Consider the following 23,032-nt stretch of genomic DNA (forward strand, 5'->3'; position numbering starts at 1 on the left):
CTTACATTTCAAAAACTCTGCTTACCAGGCGCATTTCGCCCAGGGGATCTCCATAATAAAATGCTGAGGCCTGGCCTTTGCGTAGTGCACGCATCACCTCAATACCTTTGATGGTGGCGTAAGCCGTCTTCATGGATTTAAATCCCAGCGTGGCGCCGATTATCCGTTTCAGTTTGCCATGATCGCATTCAATCACGTTGTTCCGGTACTTAATCTGTCGGTGTTCAACGTCAGACGGGCACCGGCCTTCGCGTTTGAGCAGAGCAAGCGCGCGACCATAGGCGGGCGCTTTATCCGTGTTGATGAATCGCGGGATCTGCCACTTCTTCACGTTGTTGAGGATTTTACCCAGAAACCGGTATGCAGCTTTGCTGTTACGACGGGAGGAGAGATAAAAATCGACAGTGCGGCCCCGGCTGTCGACGGCCCGGTACAGATACGCCCAGCGGCCATTGACCTTCACGTAGGTTTCATCCATGTGCCACGGGCAAAGATCGGAAGGGTTACGCCAGTACCAGCGCAGCCGTTTTTCCATTTCAGGCGCATAACGCTGAACCCAGCGGTAAATCGTGGAGTGATCGACATTCACTCCGCGTTCAGCCAGCATCTCCTGCAGCTCACGGTAACTGATGCCGTATTTGCAGTACCAGCGTACGGCCCACAGAATGATGTCACGCTGAAAATGCCGGCCTTTGAATGGGTTCATGTGCAGCTCCATCAGCAAAAGGGGATGATAAGTTTATCACCACCGACTATTTGCAACAGTGCCCGTGTTTTTGCCTACTGCAGGGTCTCAACTCTGGAACAGACCACAGAAAACCAGCGTCGTGAAATTGAAGCGGCGGGTTTTGCCATCAGATCCCAACGACTTATTGAGGAGCATATCAGTGGCTCGGTTGCTGCCAGCGAACGCCCCGGATTTATCCGGTTGCTAGATCGCATGGAAAATGGGGATGTACTGATTGTCACCAAACTTGACCGTCTGGGTCGTAATGCGATGGATATCCGAAAAACAGTAGAGCAACTGGCGGCTTTAGATATTCGCGTTCATTGTCTCGCACTCGGAGGCGTTGACTTGACCAGTCCGGCCGGAAAAATGACTATGCAGGTAATTTCTGCTGTAGCGGAGTTTGAGCGGGATTTGCTGCTTGAGCGAACGCATTCAGGTATTGCGAGGGCAAAAGCGGCTGGAAAACGCTTCGGTCGCCCTCCCATCCTGAGCGAGGAACAAAAGCAAACAGTGACAGAGCGCCTAAATGCTGGCATCAGTATCAGTGCTATTGCCCGGGAATTTAATACCACCCGCCAGACTATCCTTCGGGTAAAGGCTGGATTGCTGCAAGAGTGAGCGGCTGGGAAGATTATAAAAAAATCAAATGGTTATTATGAAATAAAACAGCCTTCTGGGTTCTTTTCCCCCTATTTTTTATAAAAGAGTAGACAAAAGAGGTTCGCGATATTAACCTACCAACTAGATGGTTGGCACTGATTACACCAGCTATAACTTTTATCAAGAAATTACAGGAGCCATTATGTCTACTACCGTTAAACCTTCTGCAGACGCAGCTGCGATCCACAATACCCGTGAAGCAGTTCGCAGCCAGCCTGGCCTGGGTAACCTGACTTTCCAGATGAAAGCCCGTTCCAGCGGCGGATTAACCGTTCGCACAGAGACCGGCGCCACAATCCAGAACGGCGTTATCGATACCAGCCGCGTGGGGAAATTTTCTAATATCGGTGATGAACCCGCAGGTTTACTCGGCACCGATACCGGCATGAGCCCGACTGAATACATCATGCAGGCGCTGGCTGGCTGTTATACCGCCACCCTCACCATGATGGCTGCTGAAAAAGGGATCGACCTGGACGGTATCGAGCTGGATCTTAATTTCGATATCAACCTCAACGGCTTCCTTGGGCTGGACAGCAACGTGCGTAAAGGTGCGAAATCTATTCGCGTCGATGTTCACCTTACGAGCAAGACCGCCAGTCGCGAGGAGTTAGAAGCGCTGGTCAGCGAAATGCAAAAGAATTCGCCAATCCACGATACTCTGGCTAATCCGGTTGAAATGATTACACGCCTGGCGTGATGTCAGAGATGTAATGCTGCCATTCAGAATGCAGGATGGCAGTGACGTTCAGCTCTGCACGATACTGAGTCAGTGATACAACTTGCTACGGAAAAATAGCAACAATATAATCTATCAACTAGTAGATTATATGGAGTAATTATGACAACCATGACACGGGAACGGCTGCTCAGCGAAGCAGAACACCTGATGCGCGAAAAAGGGTATTCAGCATTCAGCTATGCTGATTTATCAAAAATAGTGGGTATCACCAAGGCCAGTATTCATCACCATTTCCCGACCAAAGATATTCTGGGTGAGCAGGTGGTAATACAGGCGTTCTCTGATACGCAACGCGTATTTGAGCAGATAGAGGCTACTGAGAAAAGCGCGGAGAAAAGAATTGCGGCCTACATCGATATCTTCGCGCAAAGCCATAAAGCTTCACTACTGCCACTGTGTTGTGCGTTGTCAGCAGAGACCGCCAATCTGCCTCAGGCAATTACTGTACAGACATCACTTTATTTCGATATGCAAATCGAGTGGCTCACAAAAGTCGTCAGGGCGGGCATGGAGTCAGGTGAGTTTTCATCCCATGCCGAACCATCAGATATTGCTTTGATGATCATTAATGTCTGTGAAGGCTCAAGCGTAGTGGCGCATGCAACGGCCAGACCCGAAGTCTTCACCAACAGCCTTAAGTATATAAAACTGCTTCTTAATACCCCACATTCAGGAGAATGACACTATGCTGGACTGGAACAACTATCGCTCAGAGTTAATGCAACGTTTAGGCGAGTTGGGCAAACTGACCCCCGAGACCATGAAAGGCGTGGTTGCCCTGGGCAACGCAGGTAACAAAACTGACCTTTTAGGCGCAAAAGTGCGTGAACTCATTGCCCTGGCGTGCGCAGTCACAACTCGCTGCGACGGCTGCATTGCTTTTCACGCCGACGCCGCTGTGAAAGCCGGTGCAACCGACGCTGAAATTGCTGAAGCGCTGGGCGTGGCGATTAACCTCAACGCTGGCGCTGCGGTCATTTATTCAGCCCGCACTCTGGATGCCGTCGGTCAGGCACGCGGTTAAGCATTAATAAATTCCACGTTAAAAGGGCATTACTGCCCTTTTTTTATGTCCGCAATCGCCTGAGCATATACCGATGCAGGTTTCACACCCGGTATGCGTTTAACTAATTGCCCTTCATGAAATATCAGCACAGACGGCAGCCCCCAGATCTCGTATTTGGTTGTCAGCACCGGCGCCTGATCTACATTGACTTTCCCCACCTGAATATCTCCATCGAGCCGGTCTGCAAACTGACTGAACATTTCTTCGCTGGCCTGACAGGGCGGACACCAGGGTGCAGAGAAACGTACCACCGATATTCCTTTGTACTGCTCTATCTGGCGGAAATTATCTTCGTTATAAGCTGTTAATGTACGCATGGTGATGACCTCGCAAAATGAGTGACAATTCAGAAATGGCTGCGTTATGACAAAAAAATACGGCACACCCGTTGACCTACCTACTAGATGGTTGGTATATTGCCATCCATCAGATGTTTATGCAACTCCAGTGCGCGACGTCCGGTCGATGATACTTCCGGGTTGTGCAAATCCCTGCCGGGATACTCCTTTTTGTTTCTGTGAGGTATACGATGAGTAAGCTTTTCACCCCCTACAATCTGTCTGGCCTGGCGTTAAAAAACCGTGTAGTCATGGCACCGATGACCCGCACCCGCACCATGAATGACGTGCCGGATGAGGTCGTGGCTTTGTACTATGCACAGCGTGCTTCTGCTGGCCTGCTCATCACCGAAGGGATGCCGGTTTCAGAAGAAGGCCGGGGTTACCTCTATACCCCTGGTATCTACAACGACGAACACGTCCAGGGCTGGCGTAAGGTGACACAAGCGGTTCACGCCAAAGGTGGCCGTATTTTCGCGCAGCTCTGGCACGTCGGCCGTATGTCTCACGTCTCTCTTCAGCCAGGCCACATAGCGCCGGTTTCAGCGGGCACCGTTCAGGCGGTCAATACCACCGTTTTTGCGCTGACCGAATCCGGAGAACCGGGCCCGGTTGTACCAAGCCAGCCACGCGCGCTGGAAACGCATGAAGTGAAACGCATCACTGCAGACTTCGTGCACTCCGCACGCCTGGCGATGGAAGCCGGCTTTGACGGTGTGGAAATCATGGCTGCAAACGGATTCATCTTTGACCAGTTCCTCAGTAGCGAACTGAACACCCGCACTGACGAATACGGCGGCTCGGTGGAAAATCGTCAGCGTTTCCTGCTGGAGACCATTGACGCCGTGGCGGAAGCCGTGGGTAACAGCCACGTTGCCGTGCGCCTGTCACCGTTCGGCCGCATTTATGACCTCGCGCCGTATGAAGGTGAAGAGCAAACCTGGTCAGCCATCACCGACGCGCTCGGTCAGCGGGAGCTGGCTTACGTACACCTTTACTATCAGCCGGTGTACACCAAAGCGCCACTTCCGGAAGGATTCCGCCGCCGTTTTCGCAACACGTTTAAAGGCACCATCATCGCTGCCGGCGGTTTCACCCGTGATATCGCAGAGCAGGCTCTGGAAGATGATGAGCTGGATCTGGTGGCATTTGGTGTGCCCTACATCGCTAACCCGGATCTGGTTGAAAGAATGCAAAACGGCTGGCCACTGGCAGAAAGTGACCGCGCCACCTACTACGGCGTCAGTGGTTCCCCGGAAAAAGGCTATACCGATTACCCGGTCTGGCAGGCGCAATAAATCCCATACGGTCGCGGTTCTCTGATAAGTGAGACCCGACCGCCCAAGGTCTTTGAGGAATCATTATGCAAACGCTGAAACCCACCCTCACCATCGATATCTGGTCAGATTTGGTCTGCCCGTGGTGCTGGATTGCTAAGAAAAGATTTGAACAGGGTCTGAATCGCTTTGAATTTCGCGATCAGGTGGTGATCCGTCATCACAGCTACCGTCTGGCCGGTGGTACTCCCGCTATGCCTTTTAAGGATGCCATCGTTAAAAAACTGGGCAGTCAACATTCAGCGGAGCTGATGATGAATCAGGTGGGCACCGCCGGTAAATCTGAAGGTCTGATCTACAACTTTGACGGCATGATGTTTGGTGATACAGAAGATGCACACACCCTGCTGGTTGCCGCGCGTAAGGCCGGAATTGCGGACGCGGTGGAAGAACGTTTTTATCACGGCAGTATCACCGAAGGTCGCTCTCTCTTTGACCGTCAGCAGCTCGTTGCAATGGCCGTAGAAGCCGGTATGGAGAAAGCTGACGCCGAAGCCGCTCTGGAAAATGACGATTTTCGCGCCACCGTTTCCGACGATGAAGCCCACGCACAGTCTATTGGCCTCAGCGGCGTTCCGGTTTTTGTGATGAACGAGAAATACGCCATCAGCGGGGCTCAGGGGGCAGACAACTTTTTGAATGCCCTGCGTCAGGTCTGGGATGAACAGCAAACCGAATTTTCAGCCACAGCGGGTCAGACCTGCGGAACGGATGGCTGCAGCATTTAATCCGTCAACCGCCGGCAGTTTCACGCTGCCGGCAACGTCTTACCCACCAGTAATGGAGTCTGAAAATGAATACATTTTTCAAAGGTAAAAAACTGCTTGTCGTCGGCGGCACCAGCGGCATGGGTCTCGCCGTGGCACGCATGGTACTGGAAGCGGGCGGCAGTGTGGTGCTGACCGGGAATAAAAAAGACAAAGCCGAAGCGGGGCTTTGTTGAATAAATCGAACTTTTGCTGAGTTGAAGGATCAGATCACGCATCTTCCCGACAACGCAGACCGTTCCGTGGCAAAGCAAAAGTTCAAAATCACCAACTGGCCCACCTACAATAAAGCCCTCATCAACCGTGGCTCCATAACTTTCTGGCTGGATGATGAAGCTATTCAGGCCTGGTATGAGTCAGCAACACCTTCTTCACGAGGCAGACCTCAGCGCTATTCTGACCTTGCCATCACGACTGTGCTGGTCATTAAACGCGTATTCAGGCTGACCCTGCGCGCTGCGCAGGGCTTTATTGATTCCATTTTTTCTCTGATGAACGTTCCGCTACGCTGCCCGGATTACAGCTGTGTCAGCAGGCGGGCAAAGTCGGTTAATGTCAGTTTCAAAACGCCCACCCGGGGTGAAATCGCACACCTGGTAATTGATTCCACCGGGCTGAAGGTCTTCGGTGAAGGCGAGTGGAAAGTCAAAAAGCATGGCCAGGAACGCCGCCGTATCTGGCGTAAGCTGCATCTCGCCGTTGACAGTAAAACACATGAAATCATCTGCGCTGACCTGTCGCTGAACAACGTTACGGACTCAGAGGCCTTCCCCGGGTTAATCCGGCAAACCCACCGGAAAATCGGGGCAGCATCGGCAGACGGCGCTTACGACACCCGGCTCTGTCACGATGAACTGCGGCGTAAGAAAATCAGCGCGCTTATCCCGCCCCGAAAAGGCGCGGGTTACTGGCCCGGTGAATATGCAGACCGTAACCGTGCTGTTGCGAATCAGCGAATGACCGGGAGTAATGCGCGGTGGAAATGGACAACAGATTACAACCGTCGCTCGATAGCGGAAACGGCGATGTACCGGGTAAAACAGCAGTTCGGGGGTTCACTGACGCTGCGTGACTACGATGGTCAGGTTGCGGAGGCTATGGCCCTGGTACGAGCGCTGAACAAAATGACGAAAGCAGGTATGCCTGAAAGCGTGCGTATTGCCTGAAAACACAACCCGCTACGGGGGAGACTTACCCGAAATCTGATTTATTCAACAAAGCCTCTCTTTGCTGCAAAAAATGAGCCGAGCGGACCGCTCGAGGTTGACAGAAGAGATCATTCGTATCCGAAATCCAGGCATCTCGAATTCAGGTGTAAAAGCAGCGATGAAAGCTGGGGTTTACCCTAAACGTTATCCATCGGAAGCGTTGCAGTTGCTCTTACAGCGTGAACTGTTGAATGCCATTTCAAACTCCTCGGCATTTGTTGGAAGTGCTGTCTCGGGTACAATCAGGAATCCGCAGAATATTACACAATCTGGTAAATACGTTTTTGGTTTGATTCAGTCTTTTTCATTTACAGGAAGTTATTGACCCGGACATGATAAATTACATCAAGAAGAGCCTTGCATTAAGTACTGTAATAACAGGTGAAATGGCGACTGACGATCGCCAACGGCTTGAATCATTGAAAGATCGCTTAAAAGGTCAGTTCGGTGTTCCTGTGGGTGTACATATGACAGGCATTCCATTAGCAATAAGTACCTTACTCACTATTTTTTGCTACGCTATGCTACAAGTTTCTGTCTGGATGTGGCTATTTCGTCTGCTCGGCTTACCTGAATTCAAAGTAATGATGGGAGTATTCCTGGCAGCAGTAGCGTATTGCATGATAGTGATGACCACAATGTTCCTGGCTGCCCGGGGTTCCTTGACAGGATATAAACTGCATATTTCCGTTATCACGCTGACTGGCTTGATGAACATCGTTTATTTTATCTGGACGTGGAATTCGCTTTTATTCGGCTCTGTTGAGAATTACACACCACAAATAACTTCTTTTTTAGGGCTGGTATTTTTCTGCCTGAATATCGCGTGGATGAATACATCGGTCTTTTACCGTTCAATCGCTCTAACGCTACATAATCGGGTTTGGCGTAAGCAGTTGAAAATTGAGGCAAAGCAAATGGCAGGCCTCAAAGGTTGACGGTAAGAGTCTATTGAGCGAAAGCCGTACAAAGAGTCAACAACACGGGGGACATCTTTCGTTGTAAAGGAGCCCCTTTTTACACAGGCTTATTTTTTCCCTTTCATCCTGTTCTTACGCGCTTTTTTCCTCCCTGCTATACACTCTTACTAACGCTAAAAAAGGGAGCAGCGCGGATGGCAACCTATCCAGACAGTTTATTGATTCTCAATGGCAAAAGTGCAGGCAACGATCTGTTGCGTCAGGCAATTCAGGTTTTGCGTGAAGACGGTGCGCGTATCCACGTGCGAGTGACATGGGAAAAAGGCGACGCGGCACGTTATATCAATGAAGCGCTCGGCCTGGGTGTCAAAACCATTATTTCCGGCGGCGGTGATGGCACCATCAATGAGATCGCGTCTGCCCTGATTGATTTAAACCAGGCCAACCGCCCGGTGATGGGGATTTTGCCGCTCGGTACCGCCAATGATTTTGCTACCAGCGTCGGGATCCCGGAAGATTTAGAGAAAGCACTCCAGCTGGCAATCCTTGGCAAGGCCACCGCCGTGGATATTGCCCAGGTGAATGACAAAACCTGCTTTATCAATATGGCGACCGGCGGATTTGGTACGCGCATTACCAGCGAAACGCCGGAAAAACTGAAGGCGGCGCTGGGTGGTGTTTCATACCTGATCCATGGACTGATGCGAATGGACACCCTAAAGCCAGACCGCTGTGAAATTCGCGGTGAAGATTTTCAGTGGCAAGGTGACGCGCTGGTGATTGGTATCGGTAATGGCCGTCAGGCAGGCGGTGGGCAGCAGCTTTGCCCGGAAGCGCTGATTAATGACGGTCAGCTGCAGTTGCGTATTTTCACAGGTGATGGACTGCTGCCCGCACTGTTTACCACATTGACCCGCCCGGAAGAGAGCCCGAATATTATTGACGGGAAATCAGCATGGTTTGAAGTGGATGCTCCGCACGGAATGACGTTTAATCTGGACGGAGAGCCATTGAGCGGGAAGCATTTCCGCATAGAAGTTTTGCCCGGCGCGCTACAATGCAGATTGCCGCCGGATTGTGCGCTTTTGCGCTGATGTTTTACACAGTGCACGATGATGCCCTCACCCCAACCCTCTCCCACCGGGAGAGGGAGATGGAGGCGTCAGGCAATCGTCACTTTGCTGTCCAGATACACATCCTGAACGGCATTGATCAGCTTCACGCCGTCGGCCATTGATTTCTTAAACGCCTTACGGCCCAGGATCAGCCCCATGCCGCCCGCGCGTTTGTTAATCACCGCCGTACGCACCGCGTCGGACAGGTCGGTATCACCGCCCGCAGCACCACCGGAGTTGATAAGCCCCGCGCGTCCCATATAGCAGTTCGCCAGCTGGTAGCGCACCAGGTCGATAGGGTTATCGCTGGTCAGCTTGCTATAGACACGGTCATCGGTGTAACCAAAGTTTACCGCTTTGTACCCGCCGTTATTCTCGGCCATTTTCTGCTTCACGATATCTGCGCCGATGGTCGCCGCCAGGTGGTTCGCCTGGCCGGTCAGGTCAGCGGACACGTGATAGTCCACGCCGTCTTTTTTGAACGCCGAGTTACGCAGGTACGCCCACAGCACCGTCACCAACCCCAGCTCGTGCGCGCGTTCAAAGGCCGCAGAGATCTCTTCAATCTGGCGGCGCGACTGCTCGGAACCGAAGTAGATGGTCGCCCCGACGGCTACCGCGCCCATATTGAACGCCTGCTCTACGCTGGCGTAGAGGGTCTGGTCATATTCTGTCGGGTAGCTGAGGGTTTCGTTGTGGTTCAGCTTCACCAGGAATGGAATACGGTGGGCATAGCGACGTGAAACGGATGCCAGCACGCCATAGGTCGACGCCACACAGTTACAGCCCGCTTCAATCGCCAGCTCAACAATGTTCTTTGGATCGAAATAGAGCGGGTTAGCCGCAAAAGATGCACCGGCTGAATGTTCAACCCCCTGATCAACCGGAAGGATAGAGAGATACCCGGTGCCGCCGAGTCTCCCGGTGTTGTAGAGCGTCTGCATATTTCTCAGGACCGCAGGCGGACGGTTGTTATCAACCATTACGCGGTCAACGTAGTCGTGACCAGGCAGATAGAGCTGGTCGGCTGGAATGGTCATACAACGATGCTGTAAAAGGCTGTCGGCGTCTTTGCCAAGCAACTGTGCAATATCAGTCATGTGATACTCCCGTAAGTCCGACGTCATGTCGGTGAATGTAATCCATTCCCACATATTTGCGGGCAGACTAAGCCTGGTACCGACTTAACAGATTTTCCAGCTTTTGCATTTTTTTCAGCGCAATCTGCTGGCTCGTTTCGTGTACAACAAAACTGTTACACCGATCAAACATTCGCCACAAAGGTATTTAAAAGGTATTATTGAATGGTATGTTAAAGGCGTACCCTCTCTGACATGCAGGATTAAAAAATGAAAACGAAAGTCCAACTGTCGTTCATGATGTTTGTTGAATGGTTTATCTGGGGCGCGTGGTTTGTGCCGCTGTGGCTGTGGTTGAGCAAGAGCGGTTTTACCGCCGGAGAAATTGGCTGGTCTTACGCCTGTACAGCGATTGCCGCCATTCTCTCACCTATTCTGGTCGGCTCGCTGACGGACCGCTTCTTTGCCGCGCAGAAAGTGCTGGCGGTGCTGATGTTTGCCGGTGCCATTCTGATGTACTTCGCCGCACAGCAAACCAGTTCAGCACCTTCTTCCCGCTGCTGCTGGTTTACTCTCTGACCTATATGCCCACTATCGCGTTGACTAACAGTATTGCCTTCGCCAACGTGGACGACGTCGAGGCCGATTTCCCACGTATCCGCGTGATGGGGACGATTGGCTGGATTGCTTCCGGTCTGGCGTGCGGTTTCCTGCCGCAGATGCTGGGCTTTAGCGATATTTCCGATACCAATATTCCGCTGTTGATGACCGCAGCCAGCTCCGCCCTGCTCGGCGTATTTGCCCTGTTCCTGCCGAATACCCCGCCGAAGAGCACCGGCAAGCTGGATTTCAAAGTGATGCTGGGGCTGGATGCGTTAATTCTGCTGCGCGATAAAAACTTCCTCGTGTTCTTCTTCTGCTCGTTCCTGTTCGCCATGCCGCTGGCCTTCTACTACATCTTCGCTAACGGCTATCTCACCGAAGTGGGGATGAAAAACGCCACCGGCTGGATGACGCTCGGCCAGTTCTCCGAAATCTTCTTTATGCTGGCACTGCCGTTCTTCACCAAACGCTTTGGTATTAAGAAGGTCTTACTGCTGGGCCTGATCACCGCCGCTATCCGCTACGGGTTCTTCGTTTACGGCGGTGCGGAACAGTACTTCACTTACGCCCTGCTGTTCCTCGGCATTCTGCTGCACGGCGTGAGCTACGACTTCTATTATGTGACCGCCTATATCTATGTGGATAAAAAAGCGCCGGTGCATATGCGCACCGCCGCACAAGGTCTGATTACGCTGTGTTGCCAGGGCTTTGGTAGCCTGCTGGGTTACCGTCTGGGCGGCGTGATGATGGAAAAAATGTTCGCATACAAAGAGCCGGTGAACGGGCTGACCTTCAACTGGGCCGGAATGTGGGCATTCGGAGGGATCATGATTGCCGTGATCGCCGTGCTGTTTATGCTGTTTTTCCGCGAATCGGATAAAGAGATCACCGCAATTGAGGTGGTTGATGGCGATGCCGCGCTGACACAAGGGGAAGTGAAATGAAACAAGAACGTGTTCTCGGTGCCCTTTACGGGCAGGCGTTAGGGGATGCAATGGGCATGCCGTCGGAGCTGTGGCCGAGAAAGCGTGTCAAAGCGCACTTTGGCTGGATCGACCGCTTTTTACCCGGCCCGGCAGAGAATAATGCGGCCTGCTATTTCAAACAGGCCGAGTTCACCGATGACACCTCCATGGCACTATGTCTGGCGGATGCGATTATCGAATGCGATGGGGAGATTAGCGCAGACGTTATCGGCAAACATATTCTGCACTGGGCGCTCGATTTCGACGCGTTTAATAAAAACGTGCTCGGCCCGACCTCCAAAATCGCGCTTAACGCGATTCGCGACGGGAAACCGGTTAGCGAACTGGAAAACAACGGCGTGACTAACGGGGCGGCGATGCGCGCCTCCCCGCTGGGCTGCCTGCTCCCGGCCACGCGTCTGGAACACTTTGTTGAACAGGTGGCGCTGGCTTCCAGTCCGACCCATAAATCGGATCTCGCGATTGCCGGCGCGGTGGTGATTGCCTGGGCGGTTTCTCGCGCCATCGACGGCGAACGCTGGCAGAACATCGTCGATGCCCTGCCGGGTATCGCCCGCTATGCGCAGGAGGTGAAAACCACCACCTTCAGCGCGTCGCTGGCAGCACGTATTGAGCTGGCGCTTAAAACCGTGCGTGAAGCCAACGGCACAGAATCGGCCAGCGAGCAGGTGTATCAGCTCGTCGGGGCTGGAACCAGCACCATCGAGTCCGTTCCGGCGGCCATTGCAATGGTTGAACTGGCAGGAACCGACCCGAACCGCTGTGCCATTTTATGTGCCAACCTGGGCGGTGATACGGACACCATTGGCGCGATGGCGACGGCCATATGCGGCGCACTCCACGGGGTGCAGGCTATTGATCCGCAGCTGAAAGAGGAACTCGACGCTGTGAACCAGCTTGATTTTGGTCACTATTGCGAGAAACTTCTGCGCTACCGGGAGCAAAGGGAGGGCGTATGAATTCTTTTGCCCAACGCCTTAAAACACTGCACGCGACACGACCGGTGACGGTGCTGGGCGCAGCGGTCATTGACGTTATTGCCGATGCCTACGCCCTGCCCTGGCGCGGATGTGATATCGAGCTTAAACAGCAGGGCGTCAATATCGGCGGCTGTGCGCTGAACATTGCCATCGCCCTTAAACGGCTCGGCATTACGGCGCAAAACGCCCTGCCCGTCGGCCATGGCGTTTGGGCGGATATTATCCGTAACGCCATGGCGAAGCAGGATTTGCACAGCGCCGTAGAGGCCGAAACCGGCGATAACGGCTGGTGTCTGGCGCTGGTAGAGCCGGATGGTGAACGCACTTTTATGTCGTTTAGCGGTGTGGAGAACCAGTGGCAACAGCGCTGGCTGGAAGCACTTCACGTGCCGCCAGCGAGTCTGGTATATCTCTCCGGCTATCAGCTGGCATCGCCGTGCGGCGAGCTCCTGACGTCCTGGCTGGAAGGGTTACAGGCGATCGCCGCCTTTATTGATTTTGGCCCACGCATCGCCGATATTCCTGACGCACTAATGGCGCGAATTATGGCCTGTAAACCGATCGTCTCGCTTAATCGCCAGGAGGCGCAGATTGCTGCTGAACGATTTGATATGGCGCCTGCACGCTTAGGGGCACAGTGGCAGCAGCGTTTTGGCTCGGCGCTAATTATTCGCCACGACAAAGACGGTGCGACCTGGCATGACGGTGACGCCTCAGGTTCTGTTCCGGCGTTTCCCGCCACCGTGGTCGACACAATCGGGGCAGGTGACAGTCATGCTGGCGGAACGCTTGCCGGGCTGGCTGCGGGGTGGAGTCTTGCAGACTCTGTCCTGCTGGGTAATGCGGTAGCCGCCTGGGTTGTCAGCCACCGTGGCGGTGATTGCGCCCCTACTCTCGAGGAATTACTCCTCGCACACAAAGACGTATAGGTCGCTGCGACAGTAGCTGATGCTGTACTCAATCGGCCGGTGCTGCTGGTCAAGTGCAACCTGCTTGATCACCAGCACCGGAATTTTGTCATCCATCTTTATATGCGCCTGAAATTCGCTGTCCGGCATACGGGCGCTCACCCGTGAACGGGTACGCTGCGGGAAGATGTTCTGGCTGCGAAAATAGTCGTACAGCGAGATACCAATGGCATCCGGATCGTGAATCAGCCCCACCGGAACCCACGACTCCTCAATCGACACCGCATCATCGTCGACATAGCGAATACGCTTAAGGAGAAAGACCTCGCTCTCCGGCTCCACCGACAGCTGGCTGGCGACCTCTTCCGGACACTTCACCACGCGTTTATTCACCCAAAGCGTATTGGGCTTTTTACCGCGTAGTACCACCTGCTGAGAGAAACCGCGCGCTTCTTTAAGCGAATATTCAAAGATGTTGTTAATTTGCGTCCCGTAACCCCGGGCACGCGTCACCACCCCTTCGGACTCCAGAGCCTGCATCGCTTTGCGCACTGTAATGCGCGACACACCGGTTAACTGACTCAGATCGCGCTCGCCGGGCAGAATATTGCCGTGCTCCAGCACCCCGCTGCGCACCGCATTTTTTACCGTTTCGGCAAATTTCAGATACAGCGGCGTATTGTCGGGCGCGGCGATCCGTTCATTTAGTTGATCGATTAACCGGGTATGCGCTTGTTCCATCTCTGTTTTTCTCAGGCGTGGTGTTTCCTGCCAGTATACGGCTTACCACCAGGCATGAAAATGGTGTACCGGCCCATTACCGTGACCCACCTCCAGAGTATCAGCTTTTGCCAGCGCGGCTGAGAGCCAGGTTTTCGCTTCGCTCACCGTATCGGCCCAGTTATCATGCCGTGGGCGTAATGCCGCCAGCGCGGCAGAGAGCGTACAGCCAGTGCCGTGGGTGTTTTTAGTGTGTACGCGTGGCGCCGTGAACCGCCGCTCGCCGTCTCGGGTGAAGAGCCAGTCCGGGCTTTCGGCATCGTCAAGATGACCACCTTTCATCAGCACGGCCCCGCAGCCCATCGCCAGCAGCGCATTCCCCTGCTCTTTCATTTCCCGTTCATTTCGCGCATGTGTTGCCCCCAACAGTGCCGCAGCCTCCGGCAGATTGGGCGTGATGAGAGCCACCTGTGGCAGTAGCTTTTTACGCAGCGTTTCAACAGCGGAGGCGGAGAGCAATGGATCGCCGCTTTTTGCCAGCATCACGGTATCCAGCACCACGTTTTGTACCTGATAACGTTTAAGTCGCTCAGCCACCGCTTCAACAATATCTGTCTCTGCCAGCATACCGATCTTGGTGGTATCAATTCGCACGTCGCTGAATACGGAATCCAGCTGCGCGGCAACAAAATCCGGTTCAATACGGTAAACCGACTGCACGCCGAGCGTGTTTTGCGCCACCAGCGCGGTAATGACCGAGCATCCGTACGCGCCAAGAGCAGAGAAGGTTTTCAGGTCGGCCTGGATACCCGCGCCGCCGCTGGGATCGGTGCCGGCAATGGTCAGGGCGTTAATGCGTTTCATGCCAGTTCCTCCAGGGTGTAGAGCGCATCCAGGAACATGCTGGCAAAACTGCCCGGGCCACGAGACTGCGCAATGGCTGCCGTTCCGGCTCGCTTCATAAATCCGCACGCGGCGGAGACGTTATCCAGCCTGTCGCCCGGCAGTGAGCAACTCGCCGCCACAACGGCAGAGAGTGCGCACCCGGTTCCCACGACGCACGTCATCAATGGATCGCCGCCGGTAACCGTTCGGGTTCGTTGTCCATCAGTGATGTAATCCACCTCACCGGTGACCACCACAATGGCATTGGTCTGGCGAGCCAGCGCCTGTGCAGCAGGTAACGCGCTGGCTGTGGTGTCAGTCGTATCGACGCCGCGACCACCGGCGCTCATCCCGGCAAGGGCAAGGATTTCAGAAGCATTGCCGCGAATGGCGGCGGGTTTCAGGGCGAGGATTTGATGACAAAAACGGGTGCGAAACGTTAGAGCGCCCACGGCAACCGGGTCCAGCGTCCAGGGTTTACCCGCAGCTACCGCACTCTCAATCGCCCGACGCATCGCCTGCGCTCGCGGTGAGGTCAGCGTGCCAACGTTTATCAGCAATGCATCGGCGATCGCGGCAAACTGCTCAGCTTCTTCGGCCTCAATCACCATCGCCGGAGAGGCGCCAAGCGCCAGCAGAACGTTGGCAGTAAAGGTCTGTACGACGTCGTTAGTCATACAATGCGTAAGCGGGGAACGGGTTCGGAACTGATGTAAAACGTGTAAATCGAGCAGGTCAGGCTGCATGGGTTCGCTCCTGCCTTGCGTGAAGAAGCGATGACCGGGAAGGCATCTGACTTCCCTACGCTGGCATTATCCAGATCAGGTAATACGGGTATTTCTCAGCCTTCACAAAGAAGGGCACCCCGAGTCATGTAGATTACATTTCTTTATTAATTACCAGCTTAGGGGATGTAGCCTGGCGATGCAAGCTTGCACTTACGTTTATCCTTTCTTCACGCTGTACCTCACCTTGTACCCCAATTTGTCTCTCACATGAAATCAATAAAATTCTTATTGTTAGTATCTCGCATAACCGTTCCTTTACCCCTTTCCCTCTATCGTTACTATCGCTTTGCGCTCAGTCACTCGTTGGTGCACCTGCCTTTAATATCTTTTTTGTAATCCTATCAATCTAATTTTCTAATTAAGAGAAATAAAAACATCATTTTTTACAACAATTCAATCACTGATTTATAGCAATCAAAACCCTGTTTTATTCTCGATTAAAAATATTTTTCTCCACGTCAAAGCCCCCTTCATTCAAAAGTTTCTATTAATTCGAAAAGAAGGAACTTTCACAAATATATTAATTAACTTTACTGAATGAGCTTGATTTATACGTTTTACGGACAAAACACATAAATATAATTAATGTATTTATGAAAGCCTGGCATGCAGTGGATTTAATGAGGAGATTTATATCTACATGTATTTATTGGTTTTATTTAAAATCACTCGCGTAAGGGCATTTTAGCTTTCAGTGCTTTTAGTGATCCAGGTCAATATCCAAATTTATGTATTACAAGATAGTTACTACACGTTACGAAATAAGTGATTAAACAAAAATCGCCGTAAGCCGCATGAAATCATCTAGGGAAGGTGCGAATAAGCAGGTCATTTCTTCCCAAGCTGACTCGCTGATTAAAATTTCGCGGATCTGGGCCGATTTTTTTCCCGCAAACACATCGAATCAGCCTATTTAGGCTATTTTTTCCACCATTTCTGGCGTTATTTCAGGTTTTTACTGAGATCTCTCCCTCTGACGTATCATTTGGTCCACTCGAAACAGGTTGGCCAGGGTGAATAACATCGCCAGTTGGTTATCGTTTTTCAGCAGCCCCTTGTATCTGGCTTTCACGAAGCCGAACTGCCGCTTGATGATGCGAAACGGGTGCTCCACCCTGGCACGGATGCTGGCTTTCATGTATTCGATGTTGATGGCCGTTTTGTTCTTGCGCGGATGCTGCTTCAAGGTTTTTACCCTGCCGGGACGCTCGGCGATCAGCCAGTCCACATCCACCTCGGCCAGCTCCTCGCGCTGTGGCGCTCCTTGGTAGCCGGCATCGGCTGAGACAAATTGCTCCTCTCCATGAAGCAGATTACCCAGCTGATTGAGGTCATGCTCGTTGGCCGCGGTGGTGACTAGGCTGTGGGTCAGGCCACTCTTGGCATCGACACCAATGTGGGCCTTCATGCCAAAGTGCCACTGATTGCCTTTCTTGGTCTGATGCATCTCCGGATCGCGTTGCTGCTCTTTGTTCTTGGTAGAGCTGGGTGCCTCAATGATGGTGGCATCCACCAAAGTGCCTTGGGTCATCATGACGCCTGCTTCGGCCAGCCAGCGATTGATGGTCTTGAACAATTGACGGGCCAGTTGATGCTGCTCGAGCAGGTGGCGGAAATTCATGATGGTGGTGCGATCCGGCAGGGCGCTATCCAGGGATAATCGGGCAAACAGGCGCATGGAGGCGATTTCGTACAGAGCATCTTCCATCGCGCCATCGCTCAGGTTGTACCAATGCTGCATGCAGTGAATGCGTAGCATGGTTTCCAGCGGATAAGGTCGCCGGCCATTACCAGCCTTGGGGTAAAACGGCTCGATGACTTCCACCATGTTTTGCCATGGCAGAATCTGCTCCATGCGGGACAAGAAAATCTCTTTTCTGGTCTGACGGCGCTTACTGCTGAATTCACTGTCGGCGAAGGTAAGTTGATGACTCATGATGAACCCTGTTCCATGGCTCCAGATGACAAACATGATCTCATATCAGGGACTTGTTCGCACCTTCCCTAGATATAACAGGGTGTTATATCTTCCCGCCTGGATAGCGAAATAACCTTATTTACTTATGTGATGAGAGCTTTAAATGAAAACTATCGTTAAGACTACTGCTAAAACTACTCTGGCTGTTATCGTGTTTGGTTCTATGTTCGCTGCTGTAGTACCAGCTAAAGCCGCTGCTTTCCCTGTTACTTCCGACACTGACGGGATCACTATCATCGGTCAACAAGGCGCGGGTTATGACCTCGATAAAATTGCTACAATGACTGTTGATCATGATTCAGCTATTACCACTCTTCAAAATGGTAAGGCTGATAAAATGGAAGTTGCTAATATGCAAGGTGAGATTAACACCATCAATAGCAACGCTAACCAGGAAACAGCAAACCGTGTTACTGCTGATCAGCAATTGCAAGGCGAGATCACGCAAAACAAAGATGCACAAGATCAGGTTAATCATGCTTTCCTGAATCAGAACATTCAGCAAGATGGGCGTTTATCTGCTCTTGAAAATGCGCCTAAGCCTAAAGACGGCGTAGACGGTGCAAAAGGTGATAAGGGCGACACTGGCGCTACTGGTGCTAATGGTAAAGACGGGAAAGATGGGGCTAACGGTGTAACAACCACCATCACACAAGTAGACACAGCTACACAAGCTAAAGTAGCGGCTAACACTGCTGCTATCTCTTCAACGTCTAACCAGGCTGCTGGCGTGGCTCAAGATCTGCAAGACGCTAAGAAAGTGTTTAGCCAGCAACAAGCCAACACCAACGCACAATTCAAATCATTGCGCGATGAAGTAGACAGTAATAAGAAAGAAGCCCGTTCTGGCGCTGCGAGTGCAATTGCGATTGCTTCTATGCCTCAAGTGGAAGCAGGTCAAAATGTAATGTTCTCTGCTGGCGTAGGTAGCTTTAAAGACGAGCAAGCCGTAAGCGTAGGCGCTTCTTTCCACGCGGGCGCCGCTACAGTTAAAACGGGTGTATCAACTAGCACAAATAATGATTTCGCTCTCGGCGCCGGGGTAGGTTTTGGTTTTTGATTAATGACCTGCCAGCCCTCAAAATGGGGGCTAATATAATGAGAAAGAGATGGTAGTACGGGTGATATGGTGCAAAGCACTACTACACAACTCCAGGCGGTAGCTTGATTTGCAACTAAAAAGAAGAGACTAGCTAAACATAATATTGCTACAAAATTACCTCATGAATTTTAGCTGGCGGGGTCTGTCTAATTATACTGATGATAGCGATCATGGCAAAATATGTTTTCCTTTCTGCTGTGACCTGCCCCCACGATTAGATACAACACTCAGTTAGTAACGTCGGAATCTTCATTCTCAGAATGACCCTTTCTCCAGCCCGCTGCAAATTCAGACGGTGTCTGATAATTCAGCGTGGAGTGCGGGCGGCATTCGTTATAATCCTGCCGCCAGTCATTAATAATTTTCCTGGCATGAACGATATCGCTGAACCAGTGCTCATTCAAACATTCATCGCGAAATCGTCCGTTAAAGCTCTCAATAAATCCGTTCTGCGTTGGCTTGCCCGGCTGGATTAAGCGCAACTCAACACCATGCTCAAAGGCCCATTGATCCAGTGCACGGCAAGTGAACTCCGGCCCCTGGTCAGTTCTTATCGTCGCCGGATAGCCTCGAAACAGTGCAATGCTGTCCAGAATACGCGTGACCTGAACGCCTGAAATCCCAAAGGCAACAGTGACCGTCAGGCATTCCTTTGTGAAATCATCGACGCAGGTAAGACACTTGATCCTGCGACCGGTGGAAAGTGCGTCCATGACGAAATCCATCGACCAGGTCAGATTGGGCGCCGCCGGACGGAGCAGCGGCAGACGTTCTGTTGCCAGCCCTTTACGACGTCTTCTGCGTTTTACGCCCAGGCCACTGAGGTGATAAAGCCGGTACACGCGCTTATGATTAACATGAAGCCCTTCACGGCGCAGCAACTGCCAAATACGACGGTAGCCAAAACGCCTGCGCTCCAGTGCCAGCTCAGTGATGCGCCCTGATAAATGCGCATCAGCAGCCGGACGGTGAGCCTCATAGCGGCAGGTCGACAGGGATAAACCTGTAAGCCTGCAGGCACGACGTTGCGACAGACCGGTCGCATCACACATCAACATCACGGCTTCCCGCTTCTGGTCTGTCGTCAGTACTTTCGCCCAAGAGCCACCTGAAGCGCCTCTTTATCCAGCATGGCTTCGGCAAGCAGCTTCTTGAGTCTGGCGTTCTCTTCCTCAAGCGACTTCAGGCGCTTAACTTCAGGCACCGCCATACCGCCATACTTCTTACGCCAGGTGTAAAACGTGGCATCGGAAATGGCATGCTTGCGGCAGAGTTCACGGGCGGGTACCCCAGCTTCGGCTTCGCGGAGAATACTGATGATCTGTTCGTCGGAAAAACGCTTCTTCATGGGGATGTCCTCATGTGGCTTATGAAGACATTACTAACATCGGGGTGTACTAATCAACGGGGAGCAGGTCAGCTGTATTGTATTTTATTTTGATTTTTGTAGGTATCTGGATTGGGTTTATGTGGAATAATTTTAGCTGTATTTTCTGAGGTGCTTATTAGATTTCTTCTTTAATCACACAAGACAGGAATGAACAACATTGAAAAAATACTTTTATTTATTGGCTCTGGTTAGCATTGTCACTGGATGTACTTCTGGTAACGTACCAAAAGCCACTATTTATAGTGATTCATCCCCTTCTTCGGTATGTGCTGCATTAGGGATAATGAAAGCATCTAACAATAAAGAAGATTTCAATAAAACCAGAACTGTCATTAAGCGAAGAATTAAAGAGGGCAATTTCAATATAAAAGCAACTGAATGTGAAGAGATAGCTTTAAACTCTATAAGTGCATTTAAATTAATATCGGTTGATAGCGTTCTAATCTAAGGTGATGGTAATGAAGAAATTAGTAAATGTCGTATTCGTTGCTAGTCTTGCGACATCCTTATCTGCTTGCTCTTCTCCTGCTCAACGAATGGCTGAATGTGAAGCGCAAGGGATAAGTCGTGATACCTGTTACACAGTCGAGCACAATAGACAAGATTCAATTAATAACGCTGCTCAAAATGCCGCATATGCTAATGCCCGTGATGCGGCTGCAGGTACTGGTATTTGGGCAAAGAACAGCGGCAAGCACCATAACAATGATTAATTAAACAGAGTATCAATCATGAAAAGAGTTTTAATATTTTTTTTGCTTTCTGTTGCTGCTTTTAACGCCGCCGCTATAAGTGAGCACCATCGAAAAGAACTTGCTAACTCTGGCTGTACGCAAGTAGATGAAGCCACAGGAAAATGTAACGCTACAGCTTCAACGAAACAAAAAGTTTCTACTCCAGCCAATGAAGCAGATCATGTGATGAACATGTCTATCTCTACTGCTTCTGAGTACCTACTCTCTAAGGGATGGAAACCCAATAACGGAAAATGGCATAAAACAGGTTATACACTTACGTTAATGGTTGAAGATGATAAAGTGGTAAATTCACAGATTTCTAAATAATTGAGGTAATGCTCACAAAAGTAAGCGGCATATAAGACTTTAGTACACTGCTAAAGCCGCTCTTACTTACATCCGGGCATACGAAGGTTGGCTGTATCTGGCCGGAGTTGTTGACCTGTTCTCGCGCAACGTTATCAGCTGGTCAATGCAATCCCGGATTTAAGACGCCCCATTAATATGGGGCTTTATTTTAAATTGATCTGACCTGCTACCCGTATCCCCCGGTCACGCTTTACTCCAGCTGCCACGCCCCGCCATGTATAAGCGACGCTCCCCCCGTCCAGGCAAACAATGCCAGCTCACGGCATTCTGCATCAGGATATATGCGGCTGCTGAGGCACGCCTCGCCCTCGTTAACAAACACTTCTACGGAAGAGCAGTCAAAGAACAGGCGCAGACTGAGTGCGTCGTTCAGGTTAAGCGCGACGCTTCGGGTACCGCACAGGCCATACTGTGGATAGTCTCGCTCCAGTACCAGGCGCCGCATCTGCGCATCAACATAAACACGTAACCCGCTTCCAAGACGAATGCCGTATTGTTCCGCGCTGCTATTAGCGCAATCCCACTGCAGAATGACCTCCATCGCCTCGCAGTGTTCCACCAGCGTCATCTGCTGATTATTAAGCGTACTTATCGGCCAGGGGAACCACGCCCCGCGCAGGGTTTCAACTTCTTTGGCCGGCCGCATTTGCAGACGGTTATCCGCACTCAGCGTCAGCTCGCGCGGTAAAGAGAGCATGCCGGCCCAACTATCCTCCTGTTCCGGCAGCGGGGACTCCCACATATCCAGCCAGCCAATGACGATGCGGCGGCCATCAGGTGTCAGGAAACTTTGTGGTGCATAGAAATCATGCCCGCGATCCATCTCCACAAATTCACCTTCACGCACAAAGGGCTGACCGGGCTGCCACTCGCCCAACAGATAGCCGCTCTGGAAAAGATTACGATTTTTGTAGCCTTCAGCCACCAGCCCCTGAGGCGAAAACATCAGCACGCGCTTGCCATTGAGAGTGAAAAAGTCCGGGCATTCCCACATATAGCCCATCTCTTTTTCCGCCACCGCAAGTACGCCCATATCCAGCCACTCATGCAGATCAGCAGAACGATAAACGCGTACCTGACCCGTCTCGCCATCCCGCGCACCGACAACCATGTACCAGCTATCCCCTTCACGCCACACTTTCGGATCGCGGAAGTGATGCAGGCCAGGTGGCGTATCAACTACCATTCCCTGTCGCTCAAAATGGACACCATCACGGCTGGTTGCCAGACACTGCACCTGATAGAGATTAGCCTCGTCGGGATCGCCGTGGAATTTGTGTCCGGTGTAAATCAGCGCCAGCGTATCGCCATCCACCACCGCTGAACCAGAAAAACAGCCGTCCTTGTCGTCTGGTCCTTCCGGTGCCAGCGCAACCGGGAGGTGCTCCCAGTGAACTAAATCCTGGCTGCGCGCATGGCCCCAGTGCATCGGCCCCCATTGGGTCGAATAAGGATGATGCTGATAAAAGGCGTGATACCAGCCGTCAAACCAGACCAGACCATTCGGGTCGTTCATCCAGCCGGCACGTGCGGCGAGGTGGTAACGGGGATACCAGCGCAGGTTAAGCCCTTCGCGTCTGGACTGCAGTTCCTGTTCTGCTTTCGTAATAGAATACGTCATTTG

24 protein-coding genes, 3 pseudogenes and 1 riboswitch are annotated in these 23,032 nt (G+C 51.9%); of the genes and pseudogenes, 18 read left to right on the forward strand and 9 right to left on the reverse strand.

What is annotated here, in order from left to right:
- Window position 1: 1 nt before the first annotated feature.
- The gene (locus LCD46_14710) at window positions 2-706 is read right to left on the reverse strand and encodes an IS6-like element IS26 family transposase (GenBank protein UOY69329.1); all 705 of its coding nucleotides are present in this window, start codon (window positions 704-706) and stop codon (window positions 2-4) included.
- Window positions 707-730: 24 nt separating this feature from the next.
- Between LCD46_14710 and LCD46_14715 the strand changes: the two genes are divergently transcribed.
- From LCD46_14715 to LCD46_14730, 4 genes are all read left to right on the forward strand, one after another.
- A complete protein-coding gene (locus LCD46_14715) occupies window positions 731-1,348 on the forward strand; it encodes a recombinase family protein (GenBank protein UOY72974.1) in 618 nt (205 codons plus the stop codon).
- A 184-nt stretch (window positions 1,349-1,532) separates the two neighbouring features.
- Window positions 1,533-2,090, forward strand: a complete 558-nt coding sequence (locus LCD46_14720; GenBank protein UOY69330.1) for an OsmC family protein — start codon at window positions 1,533-1,535, stop codon at window positions 2,088-2,090.
- Between the two features lie 141 nt (window positions 2,091-2,231).
- A complete protein-coding gene (locus tag LCD46_14725; protein ID UOY69331.1) occupies window positions 2,232-2,813 on the forward strand; it encodes a TetR/AcrR family transcriptional regulator in 582 nt (193 codons plus the stop codon).
- A 4-nt stretch (window positions 2,814-2,817) separates the two neighbouring features.
- The gene (locus tag LCD46_14730; protein ID UOY69332.1) at window positions 2,818-3,156 is read left to right on the forward strand and encodes a carboxymuconolactone decarboxylase family protein; all 339 of its coding nucleotides are present in this window, start codon (window positions 2,818-2,820) and stop codon (window positions 3,154-3,156) included.
- A gap of 29 nt (window positions 3,157-3,185) precedes the next feature.
- Here LCD46_14730 and LCD46_14735 read toward each other — a convergent pair whose 3' ends face one another.
- Window positions 3,186-3,515, reverse strand: a complete 330-nt coding sequence (locus LCD46_14735; protein UOY69333.1) for a thioredoxin family protein — start codon at window positions 3,513-3,515, stop codon at window positions 3,186-3,188.
- Between the two features lie 212 nt (window positions 3,516-3,727).
- Between LCD46_14735 and LCD46_14740 the strand changes: the two genes are divergently transcribed.
- The 7 genes and pseudogenes from LCD46_14740 to yegS all read left to right on the forward strand — a co-directional run bounded on the left by LCD46_14740 (window position 3,728) and on the right by yegS (window position 8,862).
- Window positions 3,728-4,834 (forward strand): alkene reductase, encoded by a 1,107-nt coding sequence (locus LCD46_14740; protein UOY69334.1) that lies wholly within the window; start codon window positions 3,728-3,730, stop codon window positions 4,832-4,834.
- A 65-nt stretch (window positions 4,835-4,899) separates the two neighbouring features.
- The gene (locus LCD46_14745; protein UOY69335.1) at window positions 4,900-5,601 is read left to right on the forward strand and encodes a DsbA family oxidoreductase; all 702 of its coding nucleotides are present in this window, start codon (window positions 4,900-4,902) and stop codon (window positions 5,599-5,601) included.
- Between the two features lie 65 nt (window positions 5,602-5,666).
- A pseudogene (locus tag LCD46_14750) lies at window positions 5,667-5,804 on the forward strand (sugar dehydrogenase).
- A gap of 33 nt (window positions 5,805-5,837) precedes the next feature.
- A complete protein-coding gene (locus LCD46_14755; protein UOY69336.1) occupies window positions 5,838-6,806 on the forward strand; it encodes an IS5 family transposase in 969 nt (322 codons plus the stop codon).
- Between the two features lie 55 nt (window positions 6,807-6,861).
- Window positions 6,862-7,173, forward strand: a pseudogene (locus LCD46_14760) (hypothetical protein).
- Window positions 7,174-7,180: 7 nt separating this feature from the next.
- Complete coding sequence (locus tag LCD46_14765; GenBank protein ID UOY69337.1) at window positions 7,181-7,786, forward strand: hypothetical protein; 606 nt, start codon at window positions 7,181-7,183, stop codon at window positions 7,784-7,786.
- Between the two features lie 176 nt (window positions 7,787-7,962).
- A complete protein-coding gene (yegS, locus tag LCD46_14770) occupies window positions 7,963-8,862 on the forward strand; it encodes a lipid kinase YegS (GenBank protein UOY69338.1) in 900 nt (299 codons plus the stop codon).
- 68 nt (window positions 8,863-8,930) lie between these two features.
- On the opposite strand, the gene fbaB is transcribed toward yegS, so the two are convergent.
- Window positions 8,931-9,983, reverse strand: coding sequence for a class I fructose-bisphosphate aldolase (fbaB, locus tag LCD46_14775; GenBank protein UOY69339.1), 1,053 nt, complete (start codon window positions 9,981-9,983; stop codon window positions 8,931-8,933).
- Window positions 9,984-10,232: 249 nt separating this feature from the next.
- On the opposite strand from fbaB, the pseudogene LCD46_14780 reads away from it, so the two are divergent.
- The 3 genes and pseudogenes from LCD46_14780 to LCD46_14790 all read left to right on the forward strand — a co-directional run bounded on the left by LCD46_14780 (window position 10,233) and on the right by LCD46_14790 (window position 13,460).
- A pseudogene (locus LCD46_14780) lies at window positions 10,233-11,509 on the forward strand (nucleoside permease).
- Window positions 11,506-12,510: an ADP-ribosylglycohydrolase family protein gene (locus LCD46_14785; GenBank protein ID UOY69340.1), complete on the forward strand. Its 1,005-nt coding sequence runs from the start codon at window positions 11,506-11,508 to the stop codon at window positions 12,508-12,510. The pseudogene LCD46_14780 and the gene LCD46_14785 overlap by 4 nt, the downstream one beginning before the upstream one ends.
- Complete coding sequence (locus LCD46_14790) at window positions 12,507-13,460, forward strand: PfkB family carbohydrate kinase (protein ID UOY69341.1); 954 nt, start codon at window positions 12,507-12,509, stop codon at window positions 13,458-13,460. Before LCD46_14785 ends, LCD46_14790 begins: the two co-directional genes overlap by 4 nt.
- Here LCD46_14790 and LCD46_14795 read toward each other — a convergent pair.
- The 4 genes from LCD46_14795 to LCD46_14810 form a co-directional block, all read right to left on the reverse strand.
- Entirely contained in the window at window positions 13,434-14,180 is a 747-nt protein-coding gene (locus tag LCD46_14795; protein UOY69342.1) for a GntR family transcriptional regulator, read from the reverse strand. The two genes, LCD46_14790 and LCD46_14795, sit on opposite strands and share 27 nt — an antisense overlap.
- Window positions 14,181-14,222: 42 nt before the next feature.
- Window positions 14,223-15,023, reverse strand: coding sequence for a bifunctional hydroxymethylpyrimidine kinase/phosphomethylpyrimidine kinase (gene thiD / locus LCD46_14800; GenBank protein ID UOY69343.1), 801 nt, complete (start codon window positions 15,021-15,023; stop codon window positions 14,223-14,225).
- Entirely contained in the window at window positions 15,020-15,790 is a 771-nt protein-coding gene (gene thiM, locus LCD46_14805; GenBank protein UOY69344.1) for a hydroxyethylthiazole kinase, read from the reverse strand. The genes thiD and thiM overlap by 4 nt, the downstream gene beginning before the upstream one ends.
- A gap of 35 nt (window positions 15,791-15,825) precedes the next feature.
- Window positions 15,826-15,922: riboswitch (TPP riboswitch) on the reverse strand.
- An 865-nt stretch (window positions 15,923-16,787) separates the two neighbouring features.
- Window positions 16,788-17,768, reverse strand: coding sequence for an IS5 family transposase (locus LCD46_14810; protein UOY69345.1), 981 nt, complete (start codon window positions 17,766-17,768; stop codon window positions 16,788-16,790).
- A gap of 145 nt (window positions 17,769-17,913) precedes the next feature.
- On the opposite strand from LCD46_14810, the gene LCD46_14815 reads away from it, so the two are divergent.
- The gene (locus LCD46_14815) at window positions 17,914-18,870 is read left to right on the forward strand and encodes a YadA C-terminal domain-containing protein (protein UOY69346.1); all 957 of its coding nucleotides are present in this window, start codon (window positions 17,914-17,916) and stop codon (window positions 18,868-18,870) included.
- 269 nt (window positions 18,871-19,139) lie between these two features.
- Here LCD46_14815 and LCD46_14820 read toward each other — a convergent pair.
- A protein-coding gene (locus tag LCD46_14820; GenBank protein ID UOY69347.1) for an IS3-like element ISSen4 family transposase occupies window positions 19,140-20,260 on the reverse strand; the annotation gives its coding sequence in 2 pieces (ribosomal slippage) (window positions 19,140-20,002 and window positions 20,002-20,260; 1,122 coding nt in all).
- A gap of 199 nt (window positions 20,261-20,459) precedes the next feature.
- Between LCD46_14820 and LCD46_14825 the strand changes: the two genes are divergently transcribed.
- From LCD46_14825 to LCD46_14835, 3 genes are read left to right on the forward strand one after another with little or no spacing between them, the layout of a single operon-like run.
- The gene (locus tag LCD46_14825) at window positions 20,460-20,750 is read left to right on the forward strand and encodes a hypothetical protein (protein UOY69348.1); all 291 of its coding nucleotides are present in this window, start codon (window positions 20,460-20,462) and stop codon (window positions 20,748-20,750) included.
- 10 nt (window positions 20,751-20,760) lie between these two features.
- Entirely contained in the window at window positions 20,761-21,015 is a 255-nt protein-coding gene (locus LCD46_14830; protein UOY69349.1) for a hypothetical protein, read from the forward strand.
- Window positions 21,016-21,033: 18 nt separating this feature from the next.
- A complete protein-coding gene (locus LCD46_14835) occupies window positions 21,034-21,366 on the forward strand; it encodes a hypothetical protein (protein ID UOY69350.1) in 333 nt (110 codons plus the stop codon).
- A 232-nt stretch (window positions 21,367-21,598) separates the two neighbouring features.
- Here the strand turns inward: LCD46_14835 and LCD46_14840 are convergent, their stop codons facing one another.
- Window positions 21,599-23,029: a glycoside hydrolase family 32 protein gene (locus tag LCD46_14840; GenBank protein ID UOY69351.1), complete on the reverse strand. Its 1,431-nt coding sequence runs from the start codon at window positions 23,027-23,029 to the stop codon at window positions 21,599-21,601.
- Between the last annotated feature and the right edge of the window lie 3 nt (window positions 23,030-23,032).

Origin of the sequence: Enterobacter ludwigii, assembly GCA_023023105.1 — a bacterium.
Lineage (GTDB): Bacteria > Pseudomonadota > Gammaproteobacteria > Enterobacterales > Enterobacteriaceae > Enterobacter > Enterobacter adelaidei.

What these genes read in the sequence shown, in the direction of transcription:
- LCD46_14710 (UOY69329.1), bottom strand. Translation starts at nt 706, where the DNA reads ATGAACCCATTCAAAGGCCGGCATTTTCAGCGTGACATCATTCTGTGG.
- LCD46_14715 (UOY72974.1), top strand. Translation starts at nt 731, where the DNA reads ATGATAAGTTTATCACCACCGACTATTTGCAACAGTGCCCGTGTTTTT.
- LCD46_14720 (UOY69330.1), top strand. Translation starts at nt 1,533, where the DNA reads ATGTCTACTACCGTTAAACCTTCTGCAGACGCAGCTGCGATCCACAAT.
- LCD46_14725 (UOY69331.1), top strand. Translation starts at nt 2,232, where the DNA reads ATGACAACCATGACACGGGAACGGCTGCTCAGCGAAGCAGAACACCTG.
- LCD46_14730 (UOY69332.1), top strand. Translation starts at nt 2,818, where the DNA reads ATGCTGGACTGGAACAACTATCGCTCAGAGTTAATGCAACGTTTAGGC.
- LCD46_14735 (UOY69333.1), bottom strand. Translation starts at nt 3,515, where the DNA reads ATGCGTACATTAACAGCTTATAACGAAGATAATTTCCGCCAGATAGAG.
- LCD46_14740 (UOY69334.1), top strand. Translation starts at nt 3,728, where the DNA reads ATGAGTAAGCTTTTCACCCCCTACAATCTGTCTGGCCTGGCGTTAAAA.
- LCD46_14745 (UOY69335.1), top strand. Translation starts at nt 4,900, where the DNA reads ATGCAAACGCTGAAACCCACCCTCACCATCGATATCTGGTCAGATTTG.
- LCD46_14765 (UOY69337.1), top strand. Translation starts at nt 7,181, where the DNA reads ATGATAAATTACATCAAGAAGAGCCTTGCATTAAGTACTGTAATAACA.
- yegS (UOY69338.1), top strand. Translation starts at nt 7,963, where the DNA reads ATGGCAACCTATCCAGACAGTTTATTGATTCTCAATGGCAAAAGTGCA.
- fbaB (UOY69339.1), bottom strand. Translation starts at nt 9,983, where the DNA reads ATGACTGATATTGCACAGTTGCTTGGCAAAGACGCCGACAGCCTTTTA.
- LCD46_14785 (UOY69340.1), top strand. Translation starts at nt 11,506, where the DNA reads ATGAAACAAGAACGTGTTCTCGGTGCCCTTTACGGGCAGGCGTTAGGG.
- LCD46_14790 (UOY69341.1), top strand. Translation starts at nt 12,507, where the DNA reads ATGAATTCTTTTGCCCAACGCCTTAAAACACTGCACGCGACACGACCG.
- LCD46_14795 (UOY69342.1), bottom strand. Translation starts at nt 14,180, where the DNA reads ATGGAACAAGCGCATACCCGGTTAATCGATCAACTAAATGAACGGATC.
- thiD (UOY69343.1), bottom strand. Translation starts at nt 15,023, where the DNA reads ATGAAACGCATTAACGCCCTGACCATTGCCGGCACCGATCCCAGCGGC.
- thiM (UOY69344.1), bottom strand. Translation starts at nt 15,790, where the DNA reads ATGCAGCCTGACCTGCTCGATTTACACGTTTTACATCAGTTCCGAACC.
- LCD46_14810 (UOY69345.1), bottom strand. Translation starts at nt 17,768, where the DNA reads ATGAGTCATCAACTTACCTTCGCCGACAGTGAATTCAGCAGTAAGCGC.
- LCD46_14815 (UOY69346.1), top strand. Translation starts at nt 17,914, where the DNA reads ATGAAAACTATCGTTAAGACTACTGCTAAAACTACTCTGGCTGTTATC.
- LCD46_14830 (UOY69349.1), top strand. Translation starts at nt 20,761, where the DNA reads ATGAAGAAATTAGTAAATGTCGTATTCGTTGCTAGTCTTGCGACATCC.
- LCD46_14835 (UOY69350.1), top strand. Translation starts at nt 21,034, where the DNA reads ATGAAAAGAGTTTTAATATTTTTTTTGCTTTCTGTTGCTGCTTTTAAC.
- LCD46_14840 (UOY69351.1), bottom strand. Translation starts at nt 23,029, where the DNA reads ATGACGTATTCTATTACGAAAGCAGAACAGGAACTGCAGTCCAGACGC.